General features: G+C 65.4%; 18 protein-coding genes. 8 read left to right on the top strand and 10 right to left on the bottom strand.

The genetic code is table 11. The features are described from left to right. The first annotated feature begins 124 nt into the window (after positions 1-124). Positions 125-1270, top strand: a complete 1146-nt coding sequence (locus tag CH281_RS24335) for an acyltransferase family protein (RefSeq protein WP_080966193.1) — start codon at positions 125-127, stop codon at positions 1268-1270. On the opposite strand, the gene CH281_RS24330 is transcribed toward CH281_RS24335, so the two are convergent. The 3 genes from CH281_RS24330 to CH281_RS24320 all read right to left on the bottom strand — a co-directional run bounded on the left by CH281_RS24330 (position 1248) and on the right by CH281_RS24320 (position 6259). After that, a complete protein-coding gene (locus tag CH281_RS24330; protein WP_094695722.1) occupies positions 1248-5495 on the bottom strand; it encodes an alpha-(1->3)-arabinofuranosyltransferase in 4248 nt (1415 codons plus the stop codon). The two genes, CH281_RS24335 and CH281_RS24330, sit on opposite strands and share 23 nt — an antisense overlap. A gap of 22 nt (positions 5496-5517) precedes the next feature. Continuing rightward, a complete protein-coding gene (locus tag CH281_RS24325; protein WP_072692026.1) occupies positions 5518-5688 on the bottom strand; it encodes a DUF2613 domain-containing protein in 171 nt (56 codons plus the stop codon). Positions 5689-5791: 103 nt separating this feature from the next. After that, positions 5792-6259: a universal stress protein gene (locus tag CH281_RS24320; protein WP_027495380.1), complete on the bottom strand. Its 468-nt coding sequence runs from the start codon at positions 6257-6259 to the stop codon at positions 5792-5794. 154 nt (positions 6260-6413) lie between these two features. Here CH281_RS24320 and CH281_RS24315 point away from each other — a divergent pair, with 154 nt between their 5' ends. Together CH281_RS24315 and CH281_RS24310 are read left to right on the top strand one after the other, a co-directional pair. After that, entirely contained in the window at positions 6414-7589 is a 1176-nt protein-coding gene (locus CH281_RS24315; RefSeq protein WP_032406059.1) for a glycoside hydrolase family 3 N-terminal domain-containing protein, read from the top strand. A gap of 62 nt (positions 7590-7651) precedes the next feature. Beyond that, positions 7652-8254 (top strand): TetR/AcrR family transcriptional regulator, encoded by a 603-nt coding sequence (locus tag CH281_RS24310; protein ID WP_027495382.1) that lies wholly within the window; start codon positions 7652-7654, stop codon positions 8252-8254. Positions 8255-8337: 83 nt separating this feature from the next. Here the strand turns inward: CH281_RS24310 and CH281_RS24305 are convergent, their stop codons facing one another. Both CH281_RS24305 and CH281_RS24300 read right to left on the bottom strand, forming a co-directional pair. Continuing rightward, a complete protein-coding gene (locus CH281_RS24305) occupies positions 8338-9195 on the bottom strand; it encodes a MaoC/PaaZ C-terminal domain-containing protein (protein ID WP_094695721.1) in 858 nt (285 codons plus the stop codon). Beyond that, positions 9192-10538, bottom strand: coding sequence for a 3-oxoacyl-ACP reductase (locus tag CH281_RS24300; protein WP_094695806.1), 1347 nt, complete (start codon positions 10536-10538; stop codon positions 9192-9194). The genes CH281_RS24305 and CH281_RS24300 overlap by 4 nt, the downstream gene beginning before the upstream one ends. Before the next feature lie 139 nt (positions 10539-10677). Here CH281_RS24300 and CH281_RS24295 point away from each other — a divergent pair, with 139 nt between their 5' ends. Beyond that, entirely contained in the window at positions 10678-11976 is a 1299-nt protein-coding gene (locus CH281_RS24295; protein ID WP_094695720.1) for an acetyl-CoA C-acetyltransferase, read from the top strand. Positions 11977-12125: 149 nt separating this feature from the next. On the opposite strand, the gene CH281_RS24290 is transcribed toward CH281_RS24295, so the two are convergent. The 5 genes from CH281_RS24290 to CH281_RS24270 are packed head-to-tail and all read right to left on the bottom strand — an operon-like array spanning position 12126 to position 16889. Continuing rightward, positions 12126-13445 carry an ABC transporter substrate-binding protein gene (locus CH281_RS24290; RefSeq protein WP_032392110.1) on the bottom strand — a complete coding sequence of 440 codons (1320 nt, stop codon included), beginning with the start codon at positions 13443-13445 and terminating at the stop codon, positions 12126-12128. Then, on the bottom strand, positions 13442-14485 hold the full coding sequence (locus tag CH281_RS24285; protein ID WP_032369486.1) for a branched-chain amino acid ABC transporter permease: 1044 nt from the start codon (positions 14483-14485) through the stop codon (positions 13442-13444). Before CH281_RS24285 ends, CH281_RS24290 begins: the two co-directional genes overlap by 4 nt. A gap of 1 nt (position 14486) precedes the next feature. Beyond that, positions 14487-15365, bottom strand: a complete 879-nt coding sequence (locus CH281_RS24280) for a branched-chain amino acid ABC transporter permease (RefSeq protein WP_027495388.1) — start codon at positions 15363-15365, stop codon at positions 14487-14489. A 26-nt stretch (positions 15366-15391) separates the two neighbouring features. Further along, the gene (locus CH281_RS24275; protein WP_027495389.1) at positions 15392-16114 is read right to left on the bottom strand and encodes an ABC transporter ATP-binding protein; all 723 of its coding nucleotides are present in this window, start codon (positions 16112-16114) and stop codon (positions 15392-15394) included. Further along, complete coding sequence (locus tag CH281_RS24270; RefSeq protein WP_053068714.1) at positions 16104-16889, bottom strand: ABC transporter ATP-binding protein; 786 nt, start codon at positions 16887-16889, stop codon at positions 16104-16106. Before CH281_RS24270 ends, CH281_RS24275 begins: the two co-directional genes overlap by 11 nt. Positions 16890-17073: 184 nt before the next feature. Between CH281_RS24270 and CH281_RS24265 the strand changes: the two genes are divergently transcribed. The 4 genes from CH281_RS24265 to CH281_RS26665 all read left to right on the top strand — a co-directional run bounded on the left by CH281_RS24265 (position 17074) and on the right by CH281_RS26665 (position 23056). After that, the gene (locus CH281_RS24265; protein ID WP_052053499.1) at positions 17074-18378 is read left to right on the top strand and encodes a PucR family transcriptional regulator; all 1305 of its coding nucleotides are present in this window, start codon (positions 17074-17076) and stop codon (positions 18376-18378) included. Between the two features lie 228 nt (positions 18379-18606). Continuing rightward, positions 18607-20835 carry a VanW family protein gene (locus CH281_RS24260; protein ID WP_094695719.1) on the top strand — a complete coding sequence of 743 codons (2229 nt, stop codon included), beginning with the start codon at positions 18607-18609 and terminating at the stop codon, positions 20833-20835. Positions 20836-21005: 170 nt separating this feature from the next. Further along, positions 21006-21497, top strand: a complete 492-nt coding sequence (locus CH281_RS24255; protein ID WP_032369483.1) for a flavin reductase family protein — start codon at positions 21006-21008, stop codon at positions 21495-21497. A gap of 947 nt (positions 21498-22444) precedes the next feature. Continuing rightward, positions 22445-23056: a hypothetical protein gene (locus CH281_RS26665; RefSeq protein ID WP_143544872.1), complete on the top strand. Its 612-nt coding sequence runs from the start codon at positions 22445-22447 to the stop codon at positions 23054-23056. The last annotated feature ends 248 nt before the right edge of the window (positions 23057-23304 follow it).

The following is a 23304-nucleotide window of genomic DNA, read 5'->3' as shown; positions in this document are numbered from 1 at the left end:
GCGGGATCGTACGAATTCCCCGATGCGCTGCCCGATTTCTTACGACACGTCGCAGGTGACAGTAACAGTCGACAGTGGCACCGGTCTCGTCCATGCCGGTTCGACACGGCACACTTGAGCCACCATGAGCACTCGAGTCCACTCGGCGTCCGTCGTACCGTTGCGTGCCTTCGTGCCCGCTCTGGAGGGGATGCGGGCAGTTGCCGCGCTCGGCATCGTCGTCACCCACGTCGCATTCCAGACCGGGGCCGCCAATTCCCCGCTGATGGGCCGAGTCTGGGGCCGGTTCGATCTCACGGTGGCGATCTTCTTCGCGCTGTCGGGATTTCTGCTGTGGCGCCCGCATGCCGCGCAGGCCCGCGGACTCACGCAGGCGCAGCCCACTCGCCGCTACTTCTGGTCACGCGCAGTGCGCATCCTGCCCGCCTACTGGGTGGTCACGGTGCTCGTCCTGCTGTTTCTGCCGCACGCAGGCGGGGACTATCGGGTGTGGCTGGCCAACCTGTCGCTGACCCAGGTGTTCGTACCATTGACGCTGACCGAGGGCATGACGCAGATGTGGTCACTGTCGGTGGAGGTGGCGTTCTATCTGTTGCTGCCGCTGTTCGCCTGGCTGATGATCCGGCTTCGGGGATCGTCGGCGAGGTACCGGGTGTGGGTTCTGCTCGCTGCGTCCGCGGTGACGCTTTCCTGGGCGTTCATTCCGATCGCGACACCGGAAGCCATCCATCACGACAACTGGTTGCCCGGCTACTTCCCGTGGTTCGCCGCCGGCATGGTGCTTGCCGAAGTATCGGTCGGTCCGCAGATGTGGGTGCATCGTTGGGCGCGTCGCACATGGGTGATGCCCGCGATCGCGGTGACGGCATTCGTTCTGTCGGCGACGCCGCTGGCGGGCCCACAGGGATTGGTGCGGCCCGAGCCGTGGCAGTTCGAGCTCAAGATCGTCTTCGGTGCCGTGCTGGCGTTCGCGATGCTCTCGCCGTTGGTGCTGGCCGATTCCGGCCGCAGGCATCGGGTGTTCGAGCATCCGGTGATGCTGACCCTCGGCCGCTGGTCGTACGGGATCTTCATCTGGCACCTGGCCGTGCTCGCCGTCGTGTTCCCGGTGTTCGGCATCGTCCCCTTCTCCGGCGGCATGTGGTTCGTGCTGACGGTGACCCTGGCGCTCTCGATTCCGGTCGCTGCCGCGAGCTATGCGCTGGTGGAAGAGCCGGCCCGGCGCAGGTTCGCGCCGAAGAAGGCGGTCACGGCTTCCGCATCGCGCTGACGGCCAACGCGACGATGCCGATCAACGAGGCCAGCTGCACCGCGTAGGACCCGCCCACATATCCGTCGGCCGACCGCCACGGCCCGAGTGAGAGCAGCGCTGCTCCCAGCAGGGCGAATCCTCCTGCTGCGCACACCGATACGCGAGACGTGAGCTCCGACCCGTAACGGCGGTTCAGCAGCGCCGAGCCGGCACCGAGAACCAGCACCGAGATCGCGCCGACGACGCCTGCCAGCACGATCGCCGCGCCGAGCAGCGCCGCGAACGCCACCGGGGTGCTACGCCAGGGTCTGGGCGCGGGGCCCGGATCGACGACGCCGCGAGGCCGTCGCAGCGCCGCGATCAGCAACGGAATCAACAGCAGTAGTCCGCCGAAGATCCCGAGTCGATACCAGCGGTCGGTGGTGAAATCCAACGACACCGTGCCCGACGCCCCGGCCGGGACGATCCAGGCCTGCTGCCAGCCGTCGACGACCACCGGGGTCAGTTCGGTCCCTCCGGGTGTCGTTGCCCGCCAGCCACTGTTGTTGCTTTCGGGGATGACGAGCAGGCGATCCGAGGTGCTCGAGGTGAGGGTCACTTCGCGGTGATCGGGGCTCCATGCTGTGGTGCGCGCCGCCTGCGGTGCAGACGTGTCCGGCCACAACGCCGGAATGGGCATGGTGCGCAGTCGAAGCCCGTCGACGAAGAACGACGCTCCGGGTTCGACGACGATGTCCTGGCGTCCCTCGGGGAGCGACACGGGATTGACGAACTTTTCGTTGACCGGGATGTCCGCGTCGCAGACCGATGCGGGTAGAGCTGCGCCGGAACGGAATTGGTCTGCGGTCGCCGTCACCGAGGTGCGCACCGTCTGCCCCGCGATGGACACCAGGGGTCCGTCGAAGCAGTCGACCGTGATCTGCCGGTCACCGTCGTACGGCGGCCCGATCGGCTCACCGGCGGACAACGGTGTGACCTCGGCAAATCCGGGCGGTTGAGATTGGATGAAGCCCAACGAGTTTCGGTCGAGTACGCCGTCCCAGTCGACGATGGAGAGCACGATCCTGTCGGTCACGTACGGTGCCAACGCGAGTGTCGTCGAACCCTCGGTATCCACATCGCGCACCATCGGACCGTTGCCCAGGTTCACTGCCACCCGCGTGGGGTGGGCAGGCAATGCGCCGAGGCTGGGGCTCAGCTCGAGCCCGTCCACTAGTGTCGGAGCGGGCAATTGGATGGTGAGAGTGGGGTCGGTGCCGGCTCGATCGGTGATCGACTTCTCCGGTGCCGTCCACGACGTACGCGGGTCGCCGTCGGTGGCGGCGAAGGCCGAACCGTCGAGGTCCGCGACGTCGGACGCCCCACTCGCCAACGGCCGGCCGGGTTGAGCCAGCAGGGCCTCGAGCTCGGGGGACTGCCGCGTGCGTACCGTCAGCTCGGGGATCACCGCGGTGCCCATCGGGACGTCGATCGTGCGCGAGAAGCGGCCCAGTTCCTCCGGCGACTTGGACAGTCCACTGCTGCACCGGATTCGATCGTCGGTGTCCAGGCAACCGGAGCGGCCCGGAAATTCTTGGCCCAGCTCCCACGCGTCGACGCTCGCGCCCGCAGGAGTGGGCGGCAACACCGCGCGATGCACGATGGAGACCGGCTTCGGGTTGTCCCGGTCGGAGTAGTCGTCCACCGACACCTCGCTGATGCCGAACTGACTGCCCCGGGTGCCGTCGACCGTCGACTTCGCGGTGATGCGCAGCCACGGAGTTTCCCCACCGGGCAGCGACACCGTCATCGGGTCTCCCGGCTTGTCCACCCGGGCCGCCGTCGAGCCGTTCGGAGTGGTGACCTCGACCCACTTGACCGGGTCTCCGATCGTTCCCGGGCTGGTCCGCATGTGCAGCAGCCCGCCGCGCACCGGAGTATCGAAATCGAGTTGAAGCCATTGCCCCACAGCGCGTTCGATGCCGTTGCTGATCCAACCGGTGGCCAGGTCACCGTCCACTGCGGCCGCGACCCCGCTGCCGGGCACACTGCCCCCGATCTGAGTCGCGTCCGACGCCGAACTCGACGCGGTCAACGTCGCGCCTTCCCACTCCGCGTCCACGGTCTGCGCCCCGTACACCGGATAATCGGGCACCTCGTTGAGCGAACGGCGGGGCTCGTCGGCGGCCCGCAACGCGGAGTTGTGATTGTCCACCTGACCGAAGTCGGTCTCGCGATTCATCGGTGTGTCGGTCACCGTCACCGAATCGACGGGCAGGCCCGCAGCAGCTGCATCCGACACCAACAGCGTCGGCCCGGCCGGAACGGGCAGGCGAACACCGTTGTTGCGCAACTCGTTCGATCGAAGAATCGACTCGGGCCCGCCCTGCACCACCGGCACCCGATCCACATCGACCGTGTACGGACCGGAGGCAGGTACGTCCGCTGCGGCATCGACCGCGTAGATCTCGACGGCCGGATACGGAGGCCGTAGATCGCCGTCCAGAACCACCCCGTCCACCTGACCGGGTGCCACGTCCTCGCCGAACTCTGCCACCTTCTCGAGCCCCGGCGAACCGTCGAGCACGCGGTGGACGGACGCCGGTCGGGTGGACCGCGAATCCTCCGGGTCCAGGTCGTTGCGCACGACGACGTAGCTGATGCCCTGTCCCACAAGGGTATCGGCTAAGCCGGTCGACGGCCTGCCGTCGGCGAAGAGTCGTTGCACCGAGTCGAGGGCGCGAATGGCACCGGGCGGTGTGAGCGGCACCGCATCTCGGACGGCCCAGGGCGTGGTCGCGAGAGCCTGCAACGGCTCGTCGCGCGTCAGGCCCCAAGTCTGCAGAGCGAACGGTGCGCCGGGCACGATCAGTGCACGCTGCGCGTCGGAGCCGTCGGGACTCGAGCCGGAGGCATGGTCGGTGAGCCAGTCGGCGGCGTCGTGCCAGTACTGCGGCACGGCCTCGTACGCACCGCGCGGCGCGAGCTTGCCCGTCCATGCCAGCGCCGTCGAGAGCGTCAGCGCCACCAGGACCAGCGCGGTCACCGCCATCATCGGGTGCTTCTCGGGATGCGCGACGGCCGCTCGCCAGGTTGGCCGTGGAACCGAACCCGGCAGTGGAACCCGGGCCAGCAGATGAGCGAGGCCGAGTACCAACGGGATTCGGATGACCGGCTCTAGTTTGTGAATGTTGCGCAGAGGTGCGCCCGCGGAATCGAGGAACACTCGCACGGTTGCCGCGAACGGACCGTCGAGATCGCCGACGAACCCCGCGCCCAGGCCGACGAGGCCGACGAACAACATGATCGTCAACCGGCCGCGGGCCGGCATCGAGCGCATCGCCAGACCCGCAATGCCTGCGGCCGCGATCAAGCCGGTCGCGATCACGGCAGCAGGCTGAGTCACCAGCACGGCGCCCGCCACCCGCTCGGGAGAGACGAACGGGGTCCAGCTGCCGGTACCGCGCAGCACCTCGGTCAGCGACGTCCACTGGGTCGTCGTGCCGGACGATTCGATGTAGTCGAGAAACGGTGGAGAGACTTTGCCCAGCAACAGCAGTGGGACGATCCACCACAGTGTCGCCAGCACCAGAAAGCCGGTCCACCAGGCCGCGAACACCAGCCAGCGGCGGTTCGGCCGGTGACACAGCAGCCAGATGACGGCAACCAGAACGGCGGCGGCGGTGGCGACGGCATTGACCGCGCCCATCAACGCCACGGCCAGCGCCGATTGCGCCGCCGCGCGCGGAACCGTGTTTGTTGCGGACCGACTGTTCAGGCAACGAACGATGGGAACGAGCACCCACGGCGCGAGCATCATCGGCATCGTCTCCGAGGAGATCGACGCCAGAGTGGTGATCACCCTGGGGGACAGCACGAATGCTGTCGCTGCGATCAGACGGGAAGTGCGACTGCCGACACCGAGTGCCTCGGCGAGCCGGACGATTCCCCAGAAGCCGGCGACGAGTAGCAGCGCCCACCAGATGCGCTGCGTGATCCACGGTGGGATCGACAGCAGATCACCGCCGGCGAAGAACGCCCCGTGCGGGAAGAAGTAGCCGTAGGCCTGATTCTGCACCTGGCCCAGCGGTGCGGCGCTGTTCCACTGATGCGAGGCGCGTTCGAGAAATCCGAGAGGGTTCTGCGCCAGGTCGTACTTGGTATCGGCGACGGTGAAGCCCGGGACCTGCAGAAACGTGAGCAGGAATGCGAGAGCGGAGACTCCGAAGAGCCAAATCCGACCGAGCGGCTCGGCCGAGATCAACGATCCACGTGAGCGACCAGCGTCAGCGGCTGCCGTACTCAACCTGGTTCAGCAAGGACGAGTCGGCGTTTCCGGTGCGATCGATGTCCGGCCGAGAGTTGTCTGCTGCACCGGCGGTGACTCCGAATACGACCCCGGCACCCAGTACGGCTCCGACGACGGCGGCAATGACACCCGGGACAGCGAACTTCATCTCGGTTCTCCAGTCAGTCGGCTCAGTGAAGCAGTGGGCGAGGTTGTCCCCCACGCGGGCATCACGGTATCACCTGCACCCTGTGAACCGGCCGGTGGACGCGTTACTTTCCGGGAGGAACGATCAGCACGGGTCGATGGCTGTGCCGCAGCACGTGCTCGGCCACCGAGCTCTGCAGTAGGGCCCGCAGCCCCGTGGTGCCTCTGGTGCCGGTGACGATGATGTCGACGTTCATCTCGTCGGCCTTCTCCACGATCGCGCTCCAGATGGCGGTGGTGCATTCGGTGCACTGGCCTTCCACCTTCAGGCCTGCGGCCTCGGCCAGGGCGACGCCCTCGCTGTTGGTCACCTTCGCATCGGTGAGAGCGACGTCCTCGGCCTCGTCGTCCGGCACCCACTCGGGCTGCATGACACCCGACAGACCCGACATCCGCGCTGCTTGACGCACCATCGGTTCCCAGGCCGTGACGACGATCGCGCGAGAGGTGGTGAGAAACCGTCCCGCATAGTCGATGGCTCGTTTGGCGTTGTCGGAACCGTCGTAGGCAATGAGTATGAGGTCAGCAGTCATGGTGGTGATTCTCCTCATGTCGCTTTCGTCCAGATTACCCCGCCCCCGCCCCGGATCAATGTGGGTTTCGGTCGCTCGGAGTGCAACAAAGTCGCATTGATCCCAACCGGAGGGCGGTCAGCAACACGCAACTTCTCGGCTACCGTCGTATTCCATGCGACTTCGGTTTTCGGTTCGGTCCGCTGCAGCAGTGACGGTCGGGGTGGGGTTGCTCGTCTCGTGTTCCAGTGAATCGTCGCAGGTGGCCTCGACGCAGTCGGCTCCGTCCTCGACGACGACCGCTCCGCAGACGACGGTCCCGCAGTCGACGCCTCCGCCGGCCGACGCGTGTGTCACCTTCGTCGACGGTCTGACCGAGCGGCAACGTCTCGCTCAATTGCTCACCGTGGGCGTCACCGGAACGCAGGACGCGATTCGGATCATGTCCACCGAGCAGGTGGGCGGGATCTTCGTCGGCAGCTGGACCGACGAGTCGATGCTCGGTAACCGTGAGGTTCCGCAGGTGCTCGACGCGTCCGCGGTGGCACCGATGGTGACGATCGACGAAGAAGGCGGACGCGTGTCGCGGGTTGCCGATCTGTTGGGTGCGGCACCGTCGGCGCGGGAACTGGCGCAGACGATGTCGGTGGACGAGGCGTATCAGGAGGCTTTGACGCGAGGCCGGGGACTGAAGGATCTCGGTGTCACCGTCGATTTCGCGCCGGTCGTCGACGTCAGTGCTCAGCCCGATGATTCCGTCATCGGCGACCGCTCGTTCTCCGACGATCCGCAGGTCGTCATCGAGTACGCGGGGGCGTACGCGAAGGGGTTGAAGGATGCGGGTGTCGAGCCGGTCATCAAGCACTTTCCCGGGCACGGCTCGGGTTCGGGTGACTCGCACACCGGGGCCGTCACCACGCCGCCGCTCGACGAGCTGAAAGCCAAGGATCTGCTGCCGTTCGCCGCGCTCGACACCACCGGAGTGGGCGTCATGGTCGGCCACCTCGACGTGCCAGGACTGACCGACCCCGGTGTTCCCGCCAGCATCAGCCCTGCGGCCATGGCGTTGCTGCGCGACGGCGTCGGATACGGAGCGAAGCCCTTCGACGGTCCGATCTTCACCGACGACCTCAGTGGCATGGCGGCGATCACGGCCCGGCTCGGGATCGTCGACGCGGTCGAGTCGGCGTTGGTGGCCGGAGCCGATGTGGCGTTGTGGCTGACCACCGATCAGGTGCCGGCGGTGTTGGACAATCTGGAGGACGCAGTGGCGACGGGGCGCCTTCCCGCAGCCCAGGTGGACGAGGCGGCGGCGACGGTTGCCCGGTTCAAAGGGGCGTGCGGAGCCTGATCGGTCGTCGCTCGACCTTACTGTGGAGTAACGTCTAGTGCTTCGTACGTATTGGAGGATCCATGGCTGGCGGCACCAAGAGACTGCCCCGCGCCGTCCGCGAGCAGCAGATGCTCGACGCGGCAGTGGATGTGTTCTCCGACAACGGGTTTCACGAGACATCGATGGATTCGATCGCCAAGAAGGCGGCCATCTCGAAGCCGATGCTCTATCTGTACTACGGCTCGAAGGACGAGCTGTTCGCTGCGTGCATTCATCGTGAGGGCCTCAAGTTCGTCGAGGCCCTGACGCCCGCTGCAGACCCGACCCTGACGCCGCGCGAACAACTGCGCCGCGCGCTGGTCGGTTTTCTCGGCTTCGTCGGCGAGAACCGAAAGTCGTGGATGGTGCTCTACCGCCAGGCGATCGGTCAGCAGGCGTTCGCCTCGCAGGTGCAGAGCAGCCGAGACCGGTTGATCGAGCTGACCGCAGGTCTGCTGGCGATGAGCACCAGAGACCCGGAACAGTCACAGAACTTCGGGCTGATGGCCGTAGCACTGGTCGGGGCCGGTGAGGCTGTGGCCGACCGCGTGGCAGGCGGAGAAATCGAGGTCGACGCTGCAGCGGACCTCCTGGAAAACCTGGCGTGGCGCGGACTCGCCGGCAAGAAAACTGCCACAACCTAGGCTGCCGCCACCTACACAGCCGAACTCGAAGTTATGGACGGAAATCCGAGGAAATCCGTCCATAACTTCGAGTTCGAGCCAACTCAGCGCAGGGTTCCCGTCAGATGCGGGTAACCCTTCTTCGGGTTCTTCAGTGACAGGTCCCAGCCGGTACCGACGGCATCGGCGTAGGCATTGATCGTCGCGGGCAGGATGATCGGCTTGCCGAATCGGATGCTGTACTTCACGGCCTCCGGGATGCGGCCTTCGACCGTCTGCAGTACCGCTGCAGCACTCCACATTCCGTGCGCAATGGTCTTCGGAAATCCGAATGCCTTTGCGCCGAGGGAAGATACGTGAATCGGGTTGCGATCTCCGGAGATGGCCGCGTACCGGCTGATGATCCGCTGATCGACGCGCAGGGTGCGGGTCGGAGGCGGCGGAACCTCGTCGGCGGGCGGTGTTTCGCGAGGTCCACCGGACAGCGAGGTCTTCTGCAGGCTCAGGAAGCTCGAGGTCTGCTTCCAGACCAGCTCGCGTCCTACCTTGACCTCACTGATCAGGTCCACCAGCAAGCCCTTGCGGTGCTCGCGCAGGTTCTCCGCGTGCACCCGAATGTCCAGCGGCTCCGATGCCGAGATGCCGCGGAACTGCTCGATGACGTTCTCGGCGTGCACCGAACCGATGGCAGCGAACGGAAAGCCCTTGGAGACCATCAGTTTCATCACCGTCGGAAACACCAACGTGAACGGGTAGGTCACCGGCAGCTGATCGCCGAATCGCAGACCCGTCGCACGGCAGTAGCCGGCGAGATTGTCGGGGTCGACTCGCAGACCCTTGAGCTCGAACACCGTAGTGGGAACCGAGGACGACCTGGATCCGAAGAACGGCAGGGCACCCAGTGCCGCCGAGGTGTAGATCTGCGAGGTCTTCGGCTGCTCGGTGAGCGTGACGGTGCTCATGCGCCGAGCAGGCTCTGGCCGCACACGCGCACCACCTGGCCGGTGACGGCGTTGGATGCGGGAGATGCGAAGTAGGAGACCAACTCTGCGACGTCGACGGTCTCGCCGCCCTGCAGCAGCGAGCTCATCCGTCGGCCGGCCTCGCGGGTGGCGAACGGGATGGCTGCGGTCATGGCGGTTTCGATGAAACCGGGGGCCACGGCGTTGATGGTGATGTTCTTCTTCGCCAGCACCGGAGCGGAGGCGTGCACCAGGCCGATGACGCCGGCCTTGGAGGTGCCGTAGTTGGTCTGGCCGCGGTTGCCCGCAATACCGGCGATGGAGGAGACGTCGACGACGCGGCCGCCTTCCTTGAGTGCGCCGGAGGCCACCAGTTCGTCGGTGATGCGCTGCGGTGCAGCGAGGTTGACGCCGATGACGGAGTTCCAGCGAGCATCGTCCATGTTGGCGAGCGTCTTGTCGCGGGTGATACCGGCGTTGTGCACGATGATGTCCGCACCGCCGTGACGCTCGAGCAGGTGCTTGGAGAGGACCTCGCCGGCGTCGGGGGAGGTGACGTCGAGTGCGAGCGAGGTGCCGCCGACCTTGTTGGCCGTCTGCGACAGCGCTTCTCCGGCAGCGGGAATGTCTGCTGCGATGACCGTGGCTCCGTCACGTGCGAGGACCTCGGCGATGGTGGCACCGATGCCGCGGGCAGCGCCGGTGACGACGGCTACCTTGCCGGCGAGCGGCTTGTCCCAGGATGCCGGGGCCTGCGAATCGGCATCACCGACAGCGATCACCTGGCCGTCGACGAAGGCGGACTTTGCCGAGAGCAGGAAGCGGAGTGTGGATTCGAGGCCGGACAGACCGGTCGATGCCGTGGGAGAGATGTAGACGAGCTGAGCCGTGGCACCGCGCTTGACCTCTTTGCCGACGCTGCGGGTGAAGCCTTCGAGGGCGCGCTGAGCGATGTGCTCGTCGACGCTGGAGGTCTCCTCGGGGGTGGTGCCGATGACGACGACGCGAGCCGACGGTGCCAGGTTGCGGATGACCGGCTGGAAGAACTGGAAGAGCTGCTCGAGCTCGGCGACGTTGCCGATGCCGGTGGCGTCGAACACGAGTCCGCCGTGCTTGTCGTCGTGCGGCTGCGACTGCGGGTAATCCGAGAGCAGCTCACGCAGGGGCTCGACGAGGCGACCGCTGCCACCGATCAGGACCGGGCCGGCCAGCGGCGGCTCGCCTGCCTTGTAGCGACGCAGCTTCTCGGGCTGCGGCAGGCCTGCCTGCTTGGCGATGAAGGCTCCCGGCGCGGACGCGAGGAACGTTGAGTAGAGATCTGGGGCTCCCTTTGAGGCTGCCACTGTCGTACCTTTCATTCAGCGCTGCTCGCTCGAGGAGCGAGGCGCACGACCGGGTGTCGACAACCAACTTACTCGCCAGTAAGATGAAACTCCACCAGGGCCATTCCCCACACGCTGGGGACGATGTTTGGAGACGTCAGTGACAAGCAAGCAGCTACGACCGGTCGCAATCGTCGGTGGCAACCGCATTCCGTTCGCGCGTTCGGACAAGAAGTACGCGCTGGCGTCCAACCAGGACATGCTCACTGCCACCATCGATGGTCTCGTGTCGCGATTCGGTCTGCAAGGCGAGCGCCTCGGTCTCGTTGCCGCCGGTGCCGTGCTCAAGCATTCGCGCGATTTCAACCTCACTCGTGAGGTCGTTCTCGGCAGCGCGCTGAGCCCGTACACCCCGGCCTTCGACATCCAGCAGGCCTGCGGCACCGGCCTGCAGTCGATCATTGCCGTCGGCGACGCCATCGCGTCGGGCCGTATCGATGCGGGCATCGGCGGCGGAGTGGACACCACCTCCGACGCGCCCATCGGCGTCAACGACGAACTGCGTGAATTCCTGCTCTCCCTGAACCGGGCCAAGACCACCGGCGACCGCATCAAGCTGCTTGGCAACGTACGTCCGGGCATGCTCGGCATCGAGATTCCGCGCAACGGCGAACCGCGTACGGGACTGTCGATGGGTGATCACGCCGCCATCACCGCCAAGGAATTCGGCGTTCGCCGCGAGGACCAGGACGAATTGGCTGCAGCGAGCCACAAGAACATGGCAGCGGCATACGACCGCGGTTTCTTCGACGATCTGGTGACGCCGTTCCTCGGCCTCACTCGCGACGACAACCTGCGTCCGGGATCGACCGTCGAGAAGCTGGCAACGCTCAAGCCGGTGTTCGGAACCAAGCTGGGCGACGCCACCATGACGGCCGGTAACTCGACGCCTCTCACCGACGGCGCGTCGGCTGCGTTGTTGTCGAGCAACGAGTGGGCTGACGAGCGCAACCTTCCGGTGCTCGCGCACCTGGTCGATTCCGAGACCGCAGCGGTCGATTACGTGCACGGCAACGGCTCGTTCAAGGACGGCCTGTTGATGGCTCCGACCTACGCGATTCCGCGTCTGCTCGCACGTAACGGCTTGACGCTGCAGGACTTCGATTACTACGAGATCCACGAGGCGTTCGCTTCCGTGGTGCTCGCAACTCTGCAGGCGTTCGAGAGTGACGAGTACTGCAAGGAGCGTCTGGGACTCGACGGCGCGCTCGGTTCCATCGATCGCAGCAAGCTCAACGTCAACGGATCCTCGCTCGCCGCGGGTCACCCGTTCGCCGCGACCGGCGGCCGCATCGTTGCGACGCTGGCGAAGATGCTGGCCGAGAAGGGTTCGGGCCGCGGCCTGATCTCGATCTGCGCGGCCGGTGGCCAGGGCGTCACCGCCATCATCGAGCGCTGATCACCGCAGCTTCGGCTGCTCCCCGATACGGGGACACGATCTGGGGGTCACAGGGTCGGCGGATCCGGCAAACGAGGGGTTTTCGGATCTGCTGATCACAACGTCGAAAAGGCACGCAGAGCTCGCTCTGCGTGCCTTTTCGTATCCGGTCAGCCGGGTATGCCGCTTTCCGGCGGGGTCGATTCGTCCCCGGTGTATTCCTTCACTGCCGAGTCTCCGATGTCGGTCTGCAACACGGGAGTCAGGTACTCGGGTACACCTCCGCGGATCTGGAAGACACTGGCTCCGGAAATTCCGAGGTGACTTTCTTCGGAGTATCGGAACGGGGCCAGCTGCGGGCCCTGGAAGTCCATTCCGCCGTCCTGGATCGCGGAGACGATGCCCTCACGGGTGGGATTTTCGCCGGCCGCCTGAAGTGCCTGCACGAACGCGTACGCCTGGCTGAGTCCGTAGATGCGGTAGTTGGTCAGTGGGTCACCTGTTCCGTTCTGAGCCCAGACCTTCTGCCACAGTTGCGTCCACGGATTCTCGGGGGAGTCGACGCCGGGGATGTATTCGAGCGAAATCATGCCTTCGAGGGACTGGGCACCGTTGGTGACCGCGCCCTGGGAGAAGCGTCCGAGCAGAGAACCGACCAGGTCGACGTCGGAGCCGATCGAACTGTAGAACCACTCGGGATCGTAGTTGAGCCGCATCGCGGTCAGTTGGCTCAGTGCGGTGTACGACGGGACGTTGAAGCCGAGCACGAGGTCGGCTCCGGCACCCTGTAGAGCGGCGATCTGTGGTGCGACATCGGTGTTGCCGGAGGTGTAGCGCACGACCTCGACGATCTGGTCGTCGAGATACTGGCGTACCGCGGCTTCGCTGTCCCTGCCGAGATCGTCGTCCTGGAGGAACAGCCCGACCTTGGCGTCGGGCCGGTTCTTCGTCACCCAGTCGCCGATGATCTTGCCCTCGACCTGGTAGTCGGGCTGCCAGCCGAAGGTATTCGGGTACTTCTCGGGGTCGTTGCCCCACATGATCGCGCCGGAGGAGACGAAGAGATCCGGCACACCCTCCTCGTTCAGGAAGTCGATGACTGCGCTGTGCGTCGCTGTGCCGAGTCCACCGACGACGGCGAACACTTCGTCCTGGAGGACGAGTTCGTTGACGACCTGGGTGGTGGTCGTCGGATCGTAGGAGTCGTCACGAACGACGTACTCGATCTGCCTGCCGTTGACGCCGCCCGCGGCATTGACGTAGTCGAAGTAAGCCTTTGCGCCCGTGGGTATTTCGCTGTAGCCCGGTGCTGCGACCCCGGTCAGGGGGAAGTGGGCTCCGATCTTCACCGAGGTGTCGGTGATGCCGATCGTCGAGCCTTCCGAGGATTCTGTTGCCTCGTCTCTACCGCCTGCACCGCACGCTGCGGCCAACGAGACGACGGCGACGAGTGCGGTCGTTCTGACCGCCACCGATCCGAACTTCTTCATTTCATCTCTTTTCTGGTTGAACGCAACCTTCGAAACGTGCCCACCAGACCCAGTGGGGCGAACAGGATGACCAGGACGGTGAAGATGCCGGTCACCAGTGGTGCGAGTTCGGCGGATTGCAGACTGCTCAGCCCCAGATCGAGCCCGAGGTTGGTGACCACCGGTGGGATGTAGGTGAGCAGCAGCGCCCCGATCAATGCCCCGGACAGAGTGCCGAGCCCGCCGATGACGACGGCGGAGAGCAATGTCAGGGAGAGCGTCAGAGTGAACCCGCTCGGGGCCGCGATCCGCGCCGACATCGCGAGGACGGCACCTCCCGCGCCCGCACAGGCCGCGCTGACGACGAACGCCAGGATGCGTGCCCGCCCGAGATCGATCCCGGACAGCTCGGCGGCTACTTCGTCGTCCCGAACGGCCCGCCAGCGACGGCCGATCCGGCTCGACGAGACGTTCGCCAACAGGAAGAACACGACGACGAGCAGCACCCAGCTGACGTAGGCGACGAATTTGGTTCCGCTGAGCTCGTTTCCGGTGACGAAGAACATCATGTCGTCGATCAGGTCCGGCACTTTCGGGGCCGGGACGACGAGACCCTGTTCACCGCCGAGGTAGTCCGAGAAGTACAGGGCCAGTCCCGGTACGGCGACGGCCAGCGCCAGCGTCGCACCGGCCAGGTACGGGCCGTGCAGTCGGGCGGCGGCCACTCCCACGACCACGCCCACCAGGGCAGAGATCACGGTGGCGGCCAGCAGTACGAGGGGCACCGACCATCCGGAATCGTTGGCCCGCAGCATCAATGCCGCGGTGTACGCACCGACGGCCATGAACGCACCGTGCCCGAGTGAGAGCTGCCCGCTCAGGCCGGTCAGCACGGTCAATCCGCCGGCTGCGATCGCCAGGTACGCGACCGACGTCAGCTGACTCTGACGGAAGGTGCTCAGTGATTCGAGCGCCAGCACGATGACGACGAGTCCGATGACAGCGCAGAGGAAGTGGCGTCGTACCGGGGTGGCCGTGATTCGAGTGAGAGTTGCGTTCACGTCATACCCTCCTGGCTGCTGCGCTGGCGAACAACCCGCTCGGGCGGACGAGGAGAACGACGATCAGAATGATCAACGCCGCGCTCGACACGAGGTCCTGGCCGAGGTAGCCGCTGACGAAACTGAGCCCGACGCCCATCAGCAGGCCTCCGACCACTGCGCCTGCCGGGCTGTCGAGACCGCCGAGAACGGCTGCGACGAAACCGAAGACGACGATCGAGTCCATGTACCCGGGGTGCACCAGCGAGCCACCGGCAATGAGCAGCCCGGCCAGCGATCCGACGACTGCGGCCAAAGCCCAACCGAGCGTGAGCATTCGACTCACCCGGACTCCGAGCAGCTTGGCCACCTCCTGCTCGAATGCGCTGGCGCGCATCTTCAGTCCCAGATCGGTGAACCGGAACAGCAGAATCAGCAAGCCCAGGACCACGAGAACGGCGACGATCTTGAACACGTCGTATCCGGTCAGGGCCACGTTGATGTCCCCGACCTTCTGGCCGGTGAGACCGAACGGTGCTGGGAACGAACGAAATTGGTTCCCGAAGATGATGGCCGCAACCGCATGAATGATGATGAACAACCCGAGCGTCAGAATCACCGGGTTGATGTGCGAGGAGCTGTCGACGAACCGGATGACGAGTCGTTCGATCAACGCTCCCAACAACAGTCCGCTGAGCAGCGCGACTCCGAAGCCCAACCAGTACGAGTAACCGGCGTCGATGACGACCAATGCGACGTACGTGGTGATCATGGCCATCGGTGCCTGGGCGAAGTTGACGATGCGGGTCGATCGCCAGATGAGGACGAGAGCGAGGGCGAACGCGGCATAGACCATGCCTGTCGTCACGCCGTTGATGAGGATGGTGAGCAGTTGTTGCACTGTGGCTGGCGTCCTTTCGGCTTGCTCTAGAACCCGAGATAGGCGTGTCGGAGGGCGTCGTCCCCGGCCAAGGTGTCGGCCGGGCCTTCCACCGCGACCTTGCCCAGATCGAGGACGACGGCATGTTCGGCGATGGACAGTGCACTGCGCGCGTTCTGTTCGACGAGCACGACGGTCATCGATTCTGAATCGACGAGTGCGCGCAGCGTTTCGAAGATCTGTGCGGCGACTTTCGGAGCCAACCCGAGCGACGGTTCGTCGAGGAGGAGAACCGACGGTGTTGCCATCAGTGCTCGACCGATCACCAACATCTGCCGTTCTCCGCCCGACAGCGTGTGCGCCGACGAGGTTCGGCGTCCGGTCAGCGGCGGGAACATGTCGTAGATCCGATCGAGGGTCACGGCGTCGTGACTTCTGTTGCGTCCCAACGCACCGAGGCGAAGGTTCTCGTCGACGGTCAATTCTGCTATCACGCCCCGGCCTTCGGGCACGTGTGCAAGCCCTTTACGGGACATGCGATCCGGAGGTATGCCGACGATGTCGACGCCGGCGAGCTCGATGCGTCCCGACGTCGGCTTCAGGAGGCCGGAGACAGTGCGCAGCAGCGTGGTCTTTCCGGCACCGTTCGCTCCGAGTACGGCGGTGATCGTGCCCGCGGTGACGGTCATCGACACCGAATCGAGGGCGGTGACCGGCCCGTAGTGCACAGTGAGGTCGGTGATTTTCAGGTGTGTCGCGTCAGTTGTCATGTGCCACCTCGTTTCCGAGATATGCGGCCAGTACGGCCGGATCCTCGCGAATCTGATCCGGCGTGCCCTGGGCGATGACCTTGCCGAAGTCGAGGACGTAGATCCGGTCACAGACGGTCATGACGAGGTCCATGTGGTGTTCGACGAGCATGACCGATGTTGCCGGTCGGTCCGGCTGGGAATCCTTGTTTACTGATGTGAGAGAGCGGATCTCGTCACCGAGTTCGCTCATTTCGTCGTTGGACAGGCCCGAGGCGGGTTCGTCGAGCAGGATCAACGACGGTTCGCTTACCAGTGCGCGCGCGAGGGCCACGCGTTTGCGCACCGCGTAGGGCAGGCTCGGTGGCAGCCGGTGCGCGTAGCCGTCGATGCGCAGTCGTTCCAGGGTGTTCATCGCGGTCGAGCGGACCGCCGCGTCGTCGGCCGCGCTCGAGGGAAGGCCGAGGAGGCCGCTGAGGATTCCGGTGCGTGCCGTTCGGTCGGCCCCGACCATGACGTTGTCCAGCACGGTCATTCGATCGAACAGTCCCAGTCCCTGCAGCGTTCGGCTCATGCCGAGCCGGGGCAGGTCGTGTGGGCGCAGGCGGCTCAAGGTTTCGCCGTGTCGGCCCAGGGTTCCCGATTGAGGTCGAACGAGACCGCACGCAACGTTGAACAGTGTGGTTTTGCCTGCCCCATTGGGTCCGATGACGCCGAGGACTTCGCCGGGTCGCACCTCGATGGTCACTCCGGAGAGCGCGACGATGCCGCCGAAGGACACGTCGACGTCCGTCATGGTGAGGACCGGATCCATCGTGTCGAGAGAGTTCAAGTGATGCACCTCACAATCTGTTGGGTCCACTATGGGGCGTCCAGCACAACGCGCGGTATGGGCGCTCCGCACAGAATGTTTGGGTGTCTGGGCACCAGTAACGGTCAAATCACCCTGTGATGTGGGCTCTGTGCGCAAAAATGGGCGGATGGCTTCTCCCGGGGTGCGGCGCGCGACGTCGCGATCCGCTGCGCGCGGCGCTGTGAAGCCCTCCGACCAGGAGAAGATTCGCGGTGCGTGGGCCGCGCTGTTGCCGCGGGCGGACGCGATTGCCGACTCGATCACGCTGGCGCTGATAGAGCAGGAACCCGCATACCTGGCAAGCACCACTCCTGACATCGCCGGCGAAATTCGTCGCAGTACTCGCGCGCATATCAGCCAGGGCCTACGCACGCTGTCCGGTCTTGCGGCCGCGGGCGACAACGCCCGAGAGGTATGGCGTCGCACCGGGAGAGAGCGTGCGCGCCAGGGCATTCCGATGGAGTTGGTGCTGAAGGCGTACACGCTCGGGAGTCGGACGCTGTGGGAAGAGTTGATGCTCGAGCGTGAACAATGCAGATCCGTGATCGACGAGCATCTCCTGCTCGTCGCCGGCCAGCAGCTGTGGAGAGCGCTGGACAGTCAGTACGAAACTCTCGTCGAGGCGTACCGCCAGGAGAGCGCGCGTATGCAGCAGCGTGATCTCGCCAATGTGCTGGTGATCTTGGACGGTCTCCGGTCGGGCCGAGGCGGTGATCCGGCTTTCGTGATCGAGGCCCGCGCGACCCTCGGCCTTTCGGCCTCACAGCAGATCGCCTGCGTGGTCGGCCCGCTCGACGATCAGGGGTCGCCTCCGCTCCCCGCGCCCGAGGACGCGATGGACCAGATCGGCGCAGTGTCTCACTGGAACACTCGCGACGGGCACCAATTCGCGCTCGTGGCACTCGGGACCGGATCGTGGAGATCGGTCATCGACGCCCTAGCCGCGCGGGCGGTCGGCCCCGTGGGTGTCGCGCATTCGCCCGAGGGCGTGGCGTCGTTCGCGGCGGCATATCGCCTGGCGGCACTGACGGCAGAGACCATCACCGAAGACAGTGGCGTCGCGTTGGCGACGGACCGACTGCCGAGGGTGATCATGGCCGCCGACGATCAGTCGTCGGAACTGTTGGTTCGCCATGCGCTCGGCGCTCTGTTCACGCATCCGGAGCCGCACCGAGAAACGTTGCTCGACACGTTGGCGCACATGCTCGCTTCGGACGGTTCGCCCACCAACGCTGCGAAGGCGCTCTACTGCCATCGCAACACCGTCATCTACAGGGTGCGTCGAATCGAGGAGTTGACCGGGCGTGACTTGACCGATGCACGCGACCGGCTTCTGCTCACTCTTGCGCTGGTCAGGACGGGACATTGGGCGCGGGCCGTGGAGCAGGACGACGGTTCGACGACCCACGGTTCATTCAATCGAATGAAATGACGATGGCAATTCCGAACTCGCTGTAACGAGTGGTTGAAGTCTGCATATATTCCGTGTGGCTCCGTACTGCTGCCTGACCCCCGACCCGGCAGCAGTGCGGGGCCTTTTGCGTATGGCGCACGCGAGGGTCTCGGAACGAGCGGTGCTGTGCGGTTTGCGTAAGCTCGTCCGCGGGGTACGCCGCGCAGCAGGCCGGAATTTGAATCGACGGTCCTGGAAGGGTCGAATGTGAGCGAGGGCAACAGTAGGTCGGGTGACGCGCCGAAGGGTGCCGAGCCCCGCCCCGACGTACCGCCGTACGACACGCCGACCGAGGTGTTCGGGGCCATCCGCGACGATGCCGAGGAGCCGAAGCACGCAGAGCAGCCGGTCTCCGAGGGCCAGGACGCCACGGAATCCGACGCGAACGAATCCGATGCGAACCATGCCGAGCTGACGCAGGCCGAGGGAACCGAACCCGATGCCACCACCGAGGTCGAGCAGCAATCAGAGCCGGTTGCCGACCTCGATACCGCCGGTGATCCGGACGTCGACCAGATCGACGAGGCCGAGTCTGTTGCACCCGGCGCGGACGCGCAGCCCGCACCGGTGGCGGACGAATCGCCGACGGTGGCGCAGCCCGTTGTTCTGCCGTCCGCTTCTGACGCCGGGCAACCTCAGCCACCGACCGAACCTCCCTCTGCTCCCCCTGAGAACGGTTCGGCGGAGCACGACGGATCCGGGTCCACGCCGCCGTGGAAGAAGATTGCCATCGGTACCGGCGCGGTGGTTGCCGTCCTCGGGTTGCTGTACGCGGCGGACTGGATTGCTTCCAGCGATCGGGTTCCGCGCGGTGTGACCGTTGCCGGTATCGAGGTAGGCGGCAAGAGTCATTCCGACGCCGAGGCCGTACTGCGTGCCGAATTGGGACCTCGGGCGGAGGAGCCGATTCAGGTGGGCATCGACGACCGGGAGGTCGAGGTGTTGCCTGCCGCGGCCGGGCTGGGAGTCGATTGGAACGCGACGCTCGATCGCGCGGGTACGCAGCCCATCAACCCGATCACGCGTCTGACGTCGCTGTTCGGAAGCCGGGAGATCGGCGTCGTCTCCACCACCGACGAGCAGGCACTCTCGGTCGCCATCGACGGCCTGCGAGCGGAGACGGACCGTGCGCCCGTCGAAGGCGACGTCGTCTTCGAAGGTGCCACCCCGGTAGCCGTCGAACCGCTGGCCGGGCGAGTTCTGGACGCCGACGGGACGCGTCGAAATCTGCAGACCGAGTGGTCGACGGGTGCGACCGAGGTCGTTTACGAATCCACCCCTGTCACCGTGACGCAGGATGCGGTCGATCAGGCACTGTCCAACGTCGCGGCGCCCGCGGTCTCGGAGCCGGTGGTCATCGAAGGCCGACAGAACGTGGATGCGACGTTGCCGGTGGACCGTGTGGGTGAGGTGCTGCGCTTCGACCCGGACGGGCAGGGCGGTCTCACGCCGATCTACGACACCGCTATCGCCACCGGCATTCTTGCTCCGCAACTGGTCCGCACCGAAGTTCCTCCCAAGGACGCGTCGTTCACGTTCTCCGGCGGAGCTCCCACCGTCGTTCCCGGAGTGATGGGTGAGCTGGTCGAGTGGAACAAGACCCTCGAGCAGCTTCCCGCCCTGCTGGCTGCGGACGGTCCGCGCTCGACCGAGGCCGTCTACGAACCGGCGCCGCCTGCCCTGACCACCGAGGCGGCTGAGAATCTCGGCGTGCGAGAGGTGGTCGCGGAGTACACGACCGGAGGTTTCGAGTACGCGTCGGGCGTGAACATCGGGCTCACCGCGCAGATCGTCAACGGCGCGCTGGTCAAGCCGAAGGAGACGTTCTCGCTCAACGGGTACACCGGTCCGCGCGGGACCGCTCAGGGCTTCGTCGAATCGGGAATCATCGACAACGGTCGACCCGATCGTGCCGTCGGCGGCGGCATCAGCCAATTCGCGACGACGCTGTACAACGCGTCGTACTTCGCGGGCATGGAAGACACCGACCACACCGAGCACAGCTACTACATCAGTCGATACCCCGAGGCCCGGGAAGCGACGGTCTTCGAAGGTGCCATCGACCTGAAGTTCACCAACCCCAACGACACCGGCGTGGTGATCGAGTCGTTCGCGGATTCGTCCAGCGTCACCGTCCGGCTGTGGGGCACCAAAACCGTCGACGTCGAGTCGATCACCGGGCCCCGGACGCGGCCCACCTCGCCGAACACCGTGACATTGCCGGCCGGTGCCGGCTGCGTCGCATCCGGCGGGGGACCGGGATTCACCGCCAGCGACACCCGGGTGATCAGCGACGCCGCGTCGGGCAGGGAGATCTCGCGCAACACCAGAACCGTGAAATACGACCCCATTCCGATCGTCAAATGCGTCCAGCCCGATCGTCCGGCTCCGACCCCCGAACCCGACGACCCCCCGCGCCCGAACGACGACGAGTGACGTCCTGTGCTCGACGTGTCACTTCGAATCACGCGGATTCGGACTGTGGCGTCGACGCTCGATCGGGTGTTTGCTGGATGTAGACGTATGCCCGGAACGAATGCCGCCGCGACGAGGTTGCAACAGTAGAGGTGCGCTCGGCACCGCACGATCGAAAGGGAGCATCCTCCATGACGCTCACACGCACCGTCCTCGATCAACAGACACTTCGTGAGGCGTACGCGCAGTTCCCCAGTGGCGTCGTGGCGATCGCTGCGAAAATCGACGGTGCCCTGGTGGGCTTGGCGGCCAGTAGCTTCGTGTCGGTGTCGATCGATCCTCCGTTGGTAGCGGTGTGCATCCAGAACACGTCGACCACGTGGCCGAAGCTGGAAGTTGCGCCGAACATCGGCGTCAGCGTGCTCGGGGAAGCACACAACGATGCCGTCCGCACTTTGGCTGCGAAGACCGGTGACCGCTTCGCCGGTCTCGACCTCACCGTCACCGACGGAGGCGCGGCCTTCATCGTCGGTGCCACCGCCTGGCTCGACACCACCGTCGAGCAACAAATCCCCGCGGGCGATCACGCAATAGTGTTGCTACGCATCCATTCCCTCGAAGTGCAGAGTGAAGTGAATCCAATCGTGTTCCACGGCAGCAAGTTCCGCAAACTTCAGCAGTAACCGCTGTTCGACTTGGTTCGGCCCCCTTCAGCCTGTTCGGCCCGCCCACCGGTTCGGCCCTGTCCGCCCACCTTCGGCCTGTTCGGTTCGCCCTCCGGTTCGGCCCTGTCCGCCCACCTTCGGCCTGTTCGGTTCGCCCTCCGGTTTTCGCAAACGCGCGCGCACTTGCTGAACGCGCGCGAAATAGTGGCCCAATCGTGGGCAATTCTGCGCGCATCTGACAAATGCGCGCGCGTTTGTCGGATCGGTCTCGTGAAGTCGGCCGGCGACGCTTTGCCGAGCCGGTTCTCCTGGTGGTGCAGCTGCGCTTCGCTCGGTGCGGCCTCGTTTGCTCGTCCACCTGTTTCGGCTCCGTCTGCTTCGCAAACGCGCGCGCACGTGCTGAACGCGCGCGAAATAGTGGCCGAATAGTCGACAATTCTGCGCGCACCTGACAAATGCGCGCGCGTTTGCGGGACTGACAGCTAGGCGAACTGGTACGCCGGTACCTGTATTCATCCACAAGCCCGGAGTTGTGCACAGTCGTCAACTTTCGAGCTCGACTCCGTCGACGCATGGCCGAGACTCGGAGCATGAAGGACGACCGAATGATTCGACGCTCCGAGGCGCTGGCAGACGGGAGCGCCGATCACGAGTTGCGCGCAATGTATGAGCGGGGTGGCTGGGAGCGTTTTGTGAATGGCGTCTACGTTCCGTCGTCGAGATTGGCCGGGCTGACAGAACAGGAGCGGCACAGACTGTTGATCGATGCGATTTTGCCGATCTTGTCCGGTGGTTACGTCGTCAGTCACCGTTCGGCTGCACTACTGCACGGATTACCCTTACCCACTGGCGGATTGGACAAGGTTCACGTCACCCGACACCGCCGCGGCGGCGGTCGTACGAATACGGCTGTGACCGTGCACTGTGCACCGTCCTTATCGAGCGTGACGGTCGACGGTGTCTCGGTGACCTCGCTGGCTCGGACAGTGGTCGACCTTGCTCGAACCGAGACGCTGCTGTCTGCGGTAATCGCAGGTGACGTGGCGCTGAAGTGCTGTGACGAGAGTGAGCTCGACGCGGAGTTGCAGCGGGCTCGGGGCTGGAAAGGTGTGGCGCAGGCGCGACGAGCGGTGAACCTCATGGACGGGCGCAGTGAAAACCCCGGGGAATCGCAGAGTCGAATCATACTGCGCCAGGGTGGATTCGACGTCGAGTCTCAGGTGGAGATCCTGGATCCAAGTGGGCGATCGGTGGCACGGATCGATTGGATGGTCAATGGCCTCGTCGTGTGCGAGTTCGACGGTAAAGCCAAGTACACCAAGTACTTACGACAGGATGAGAACCCCGGCGACGTGGTGTTCAGGGAGAAGGTACGGGAGGACGCGGTGCGCGATCTCGGCTATCCGGTGGTGCGCTGGACCTGGGCGGACCTGGCGAATCCAGCAGAGTTGGTGGCGCGCGTTGCCCGAGCTGTAGAACGGGCCGCTGCCCTGCCGGCACCGCGAGGGAGCGTGCGAATTACATCGAGTCGGGAGCAAACGCGCACGCATTTGCCGAACGCGCGCGAAATCGCCTAACTATTCGGCAGAATCCGCGCGCATCTGACAAACGCGCGCGCGTTTGCGCCAGGGCTGGGGGAAGCGTCTACCGGGGGAGCGTTTACGTGGGTCGGGTTCGGTGACCGTGGCGCGTGAAGTCCATCGGCCCCGGCTAGGTCGCAAACGCGCACGCATTTGCCGAACGCGCGCGAAATCGCCTAAGTATTCCGCAGAATTCGCGCGCATCTGACAAACGCGCGCGCGTTTGCGCCGCTACGCAGGCCGTC

The sequence above is a fragment of the Rhodococcus sp. 06-221-2 genome, assembly GCF_002258365.1.
Taxonomy (GTDB): Bacteria; Actinomycetota; Actinomycetes; order Mycobacteriales; family Mycobacteriaceae; genus Rhodococcoides; species Rhodococcoides fascians.
Note: the sequence above shows the minus strand (reverse complement) of the source record. Positions and strands in the feature narration are given on the sequence as shown.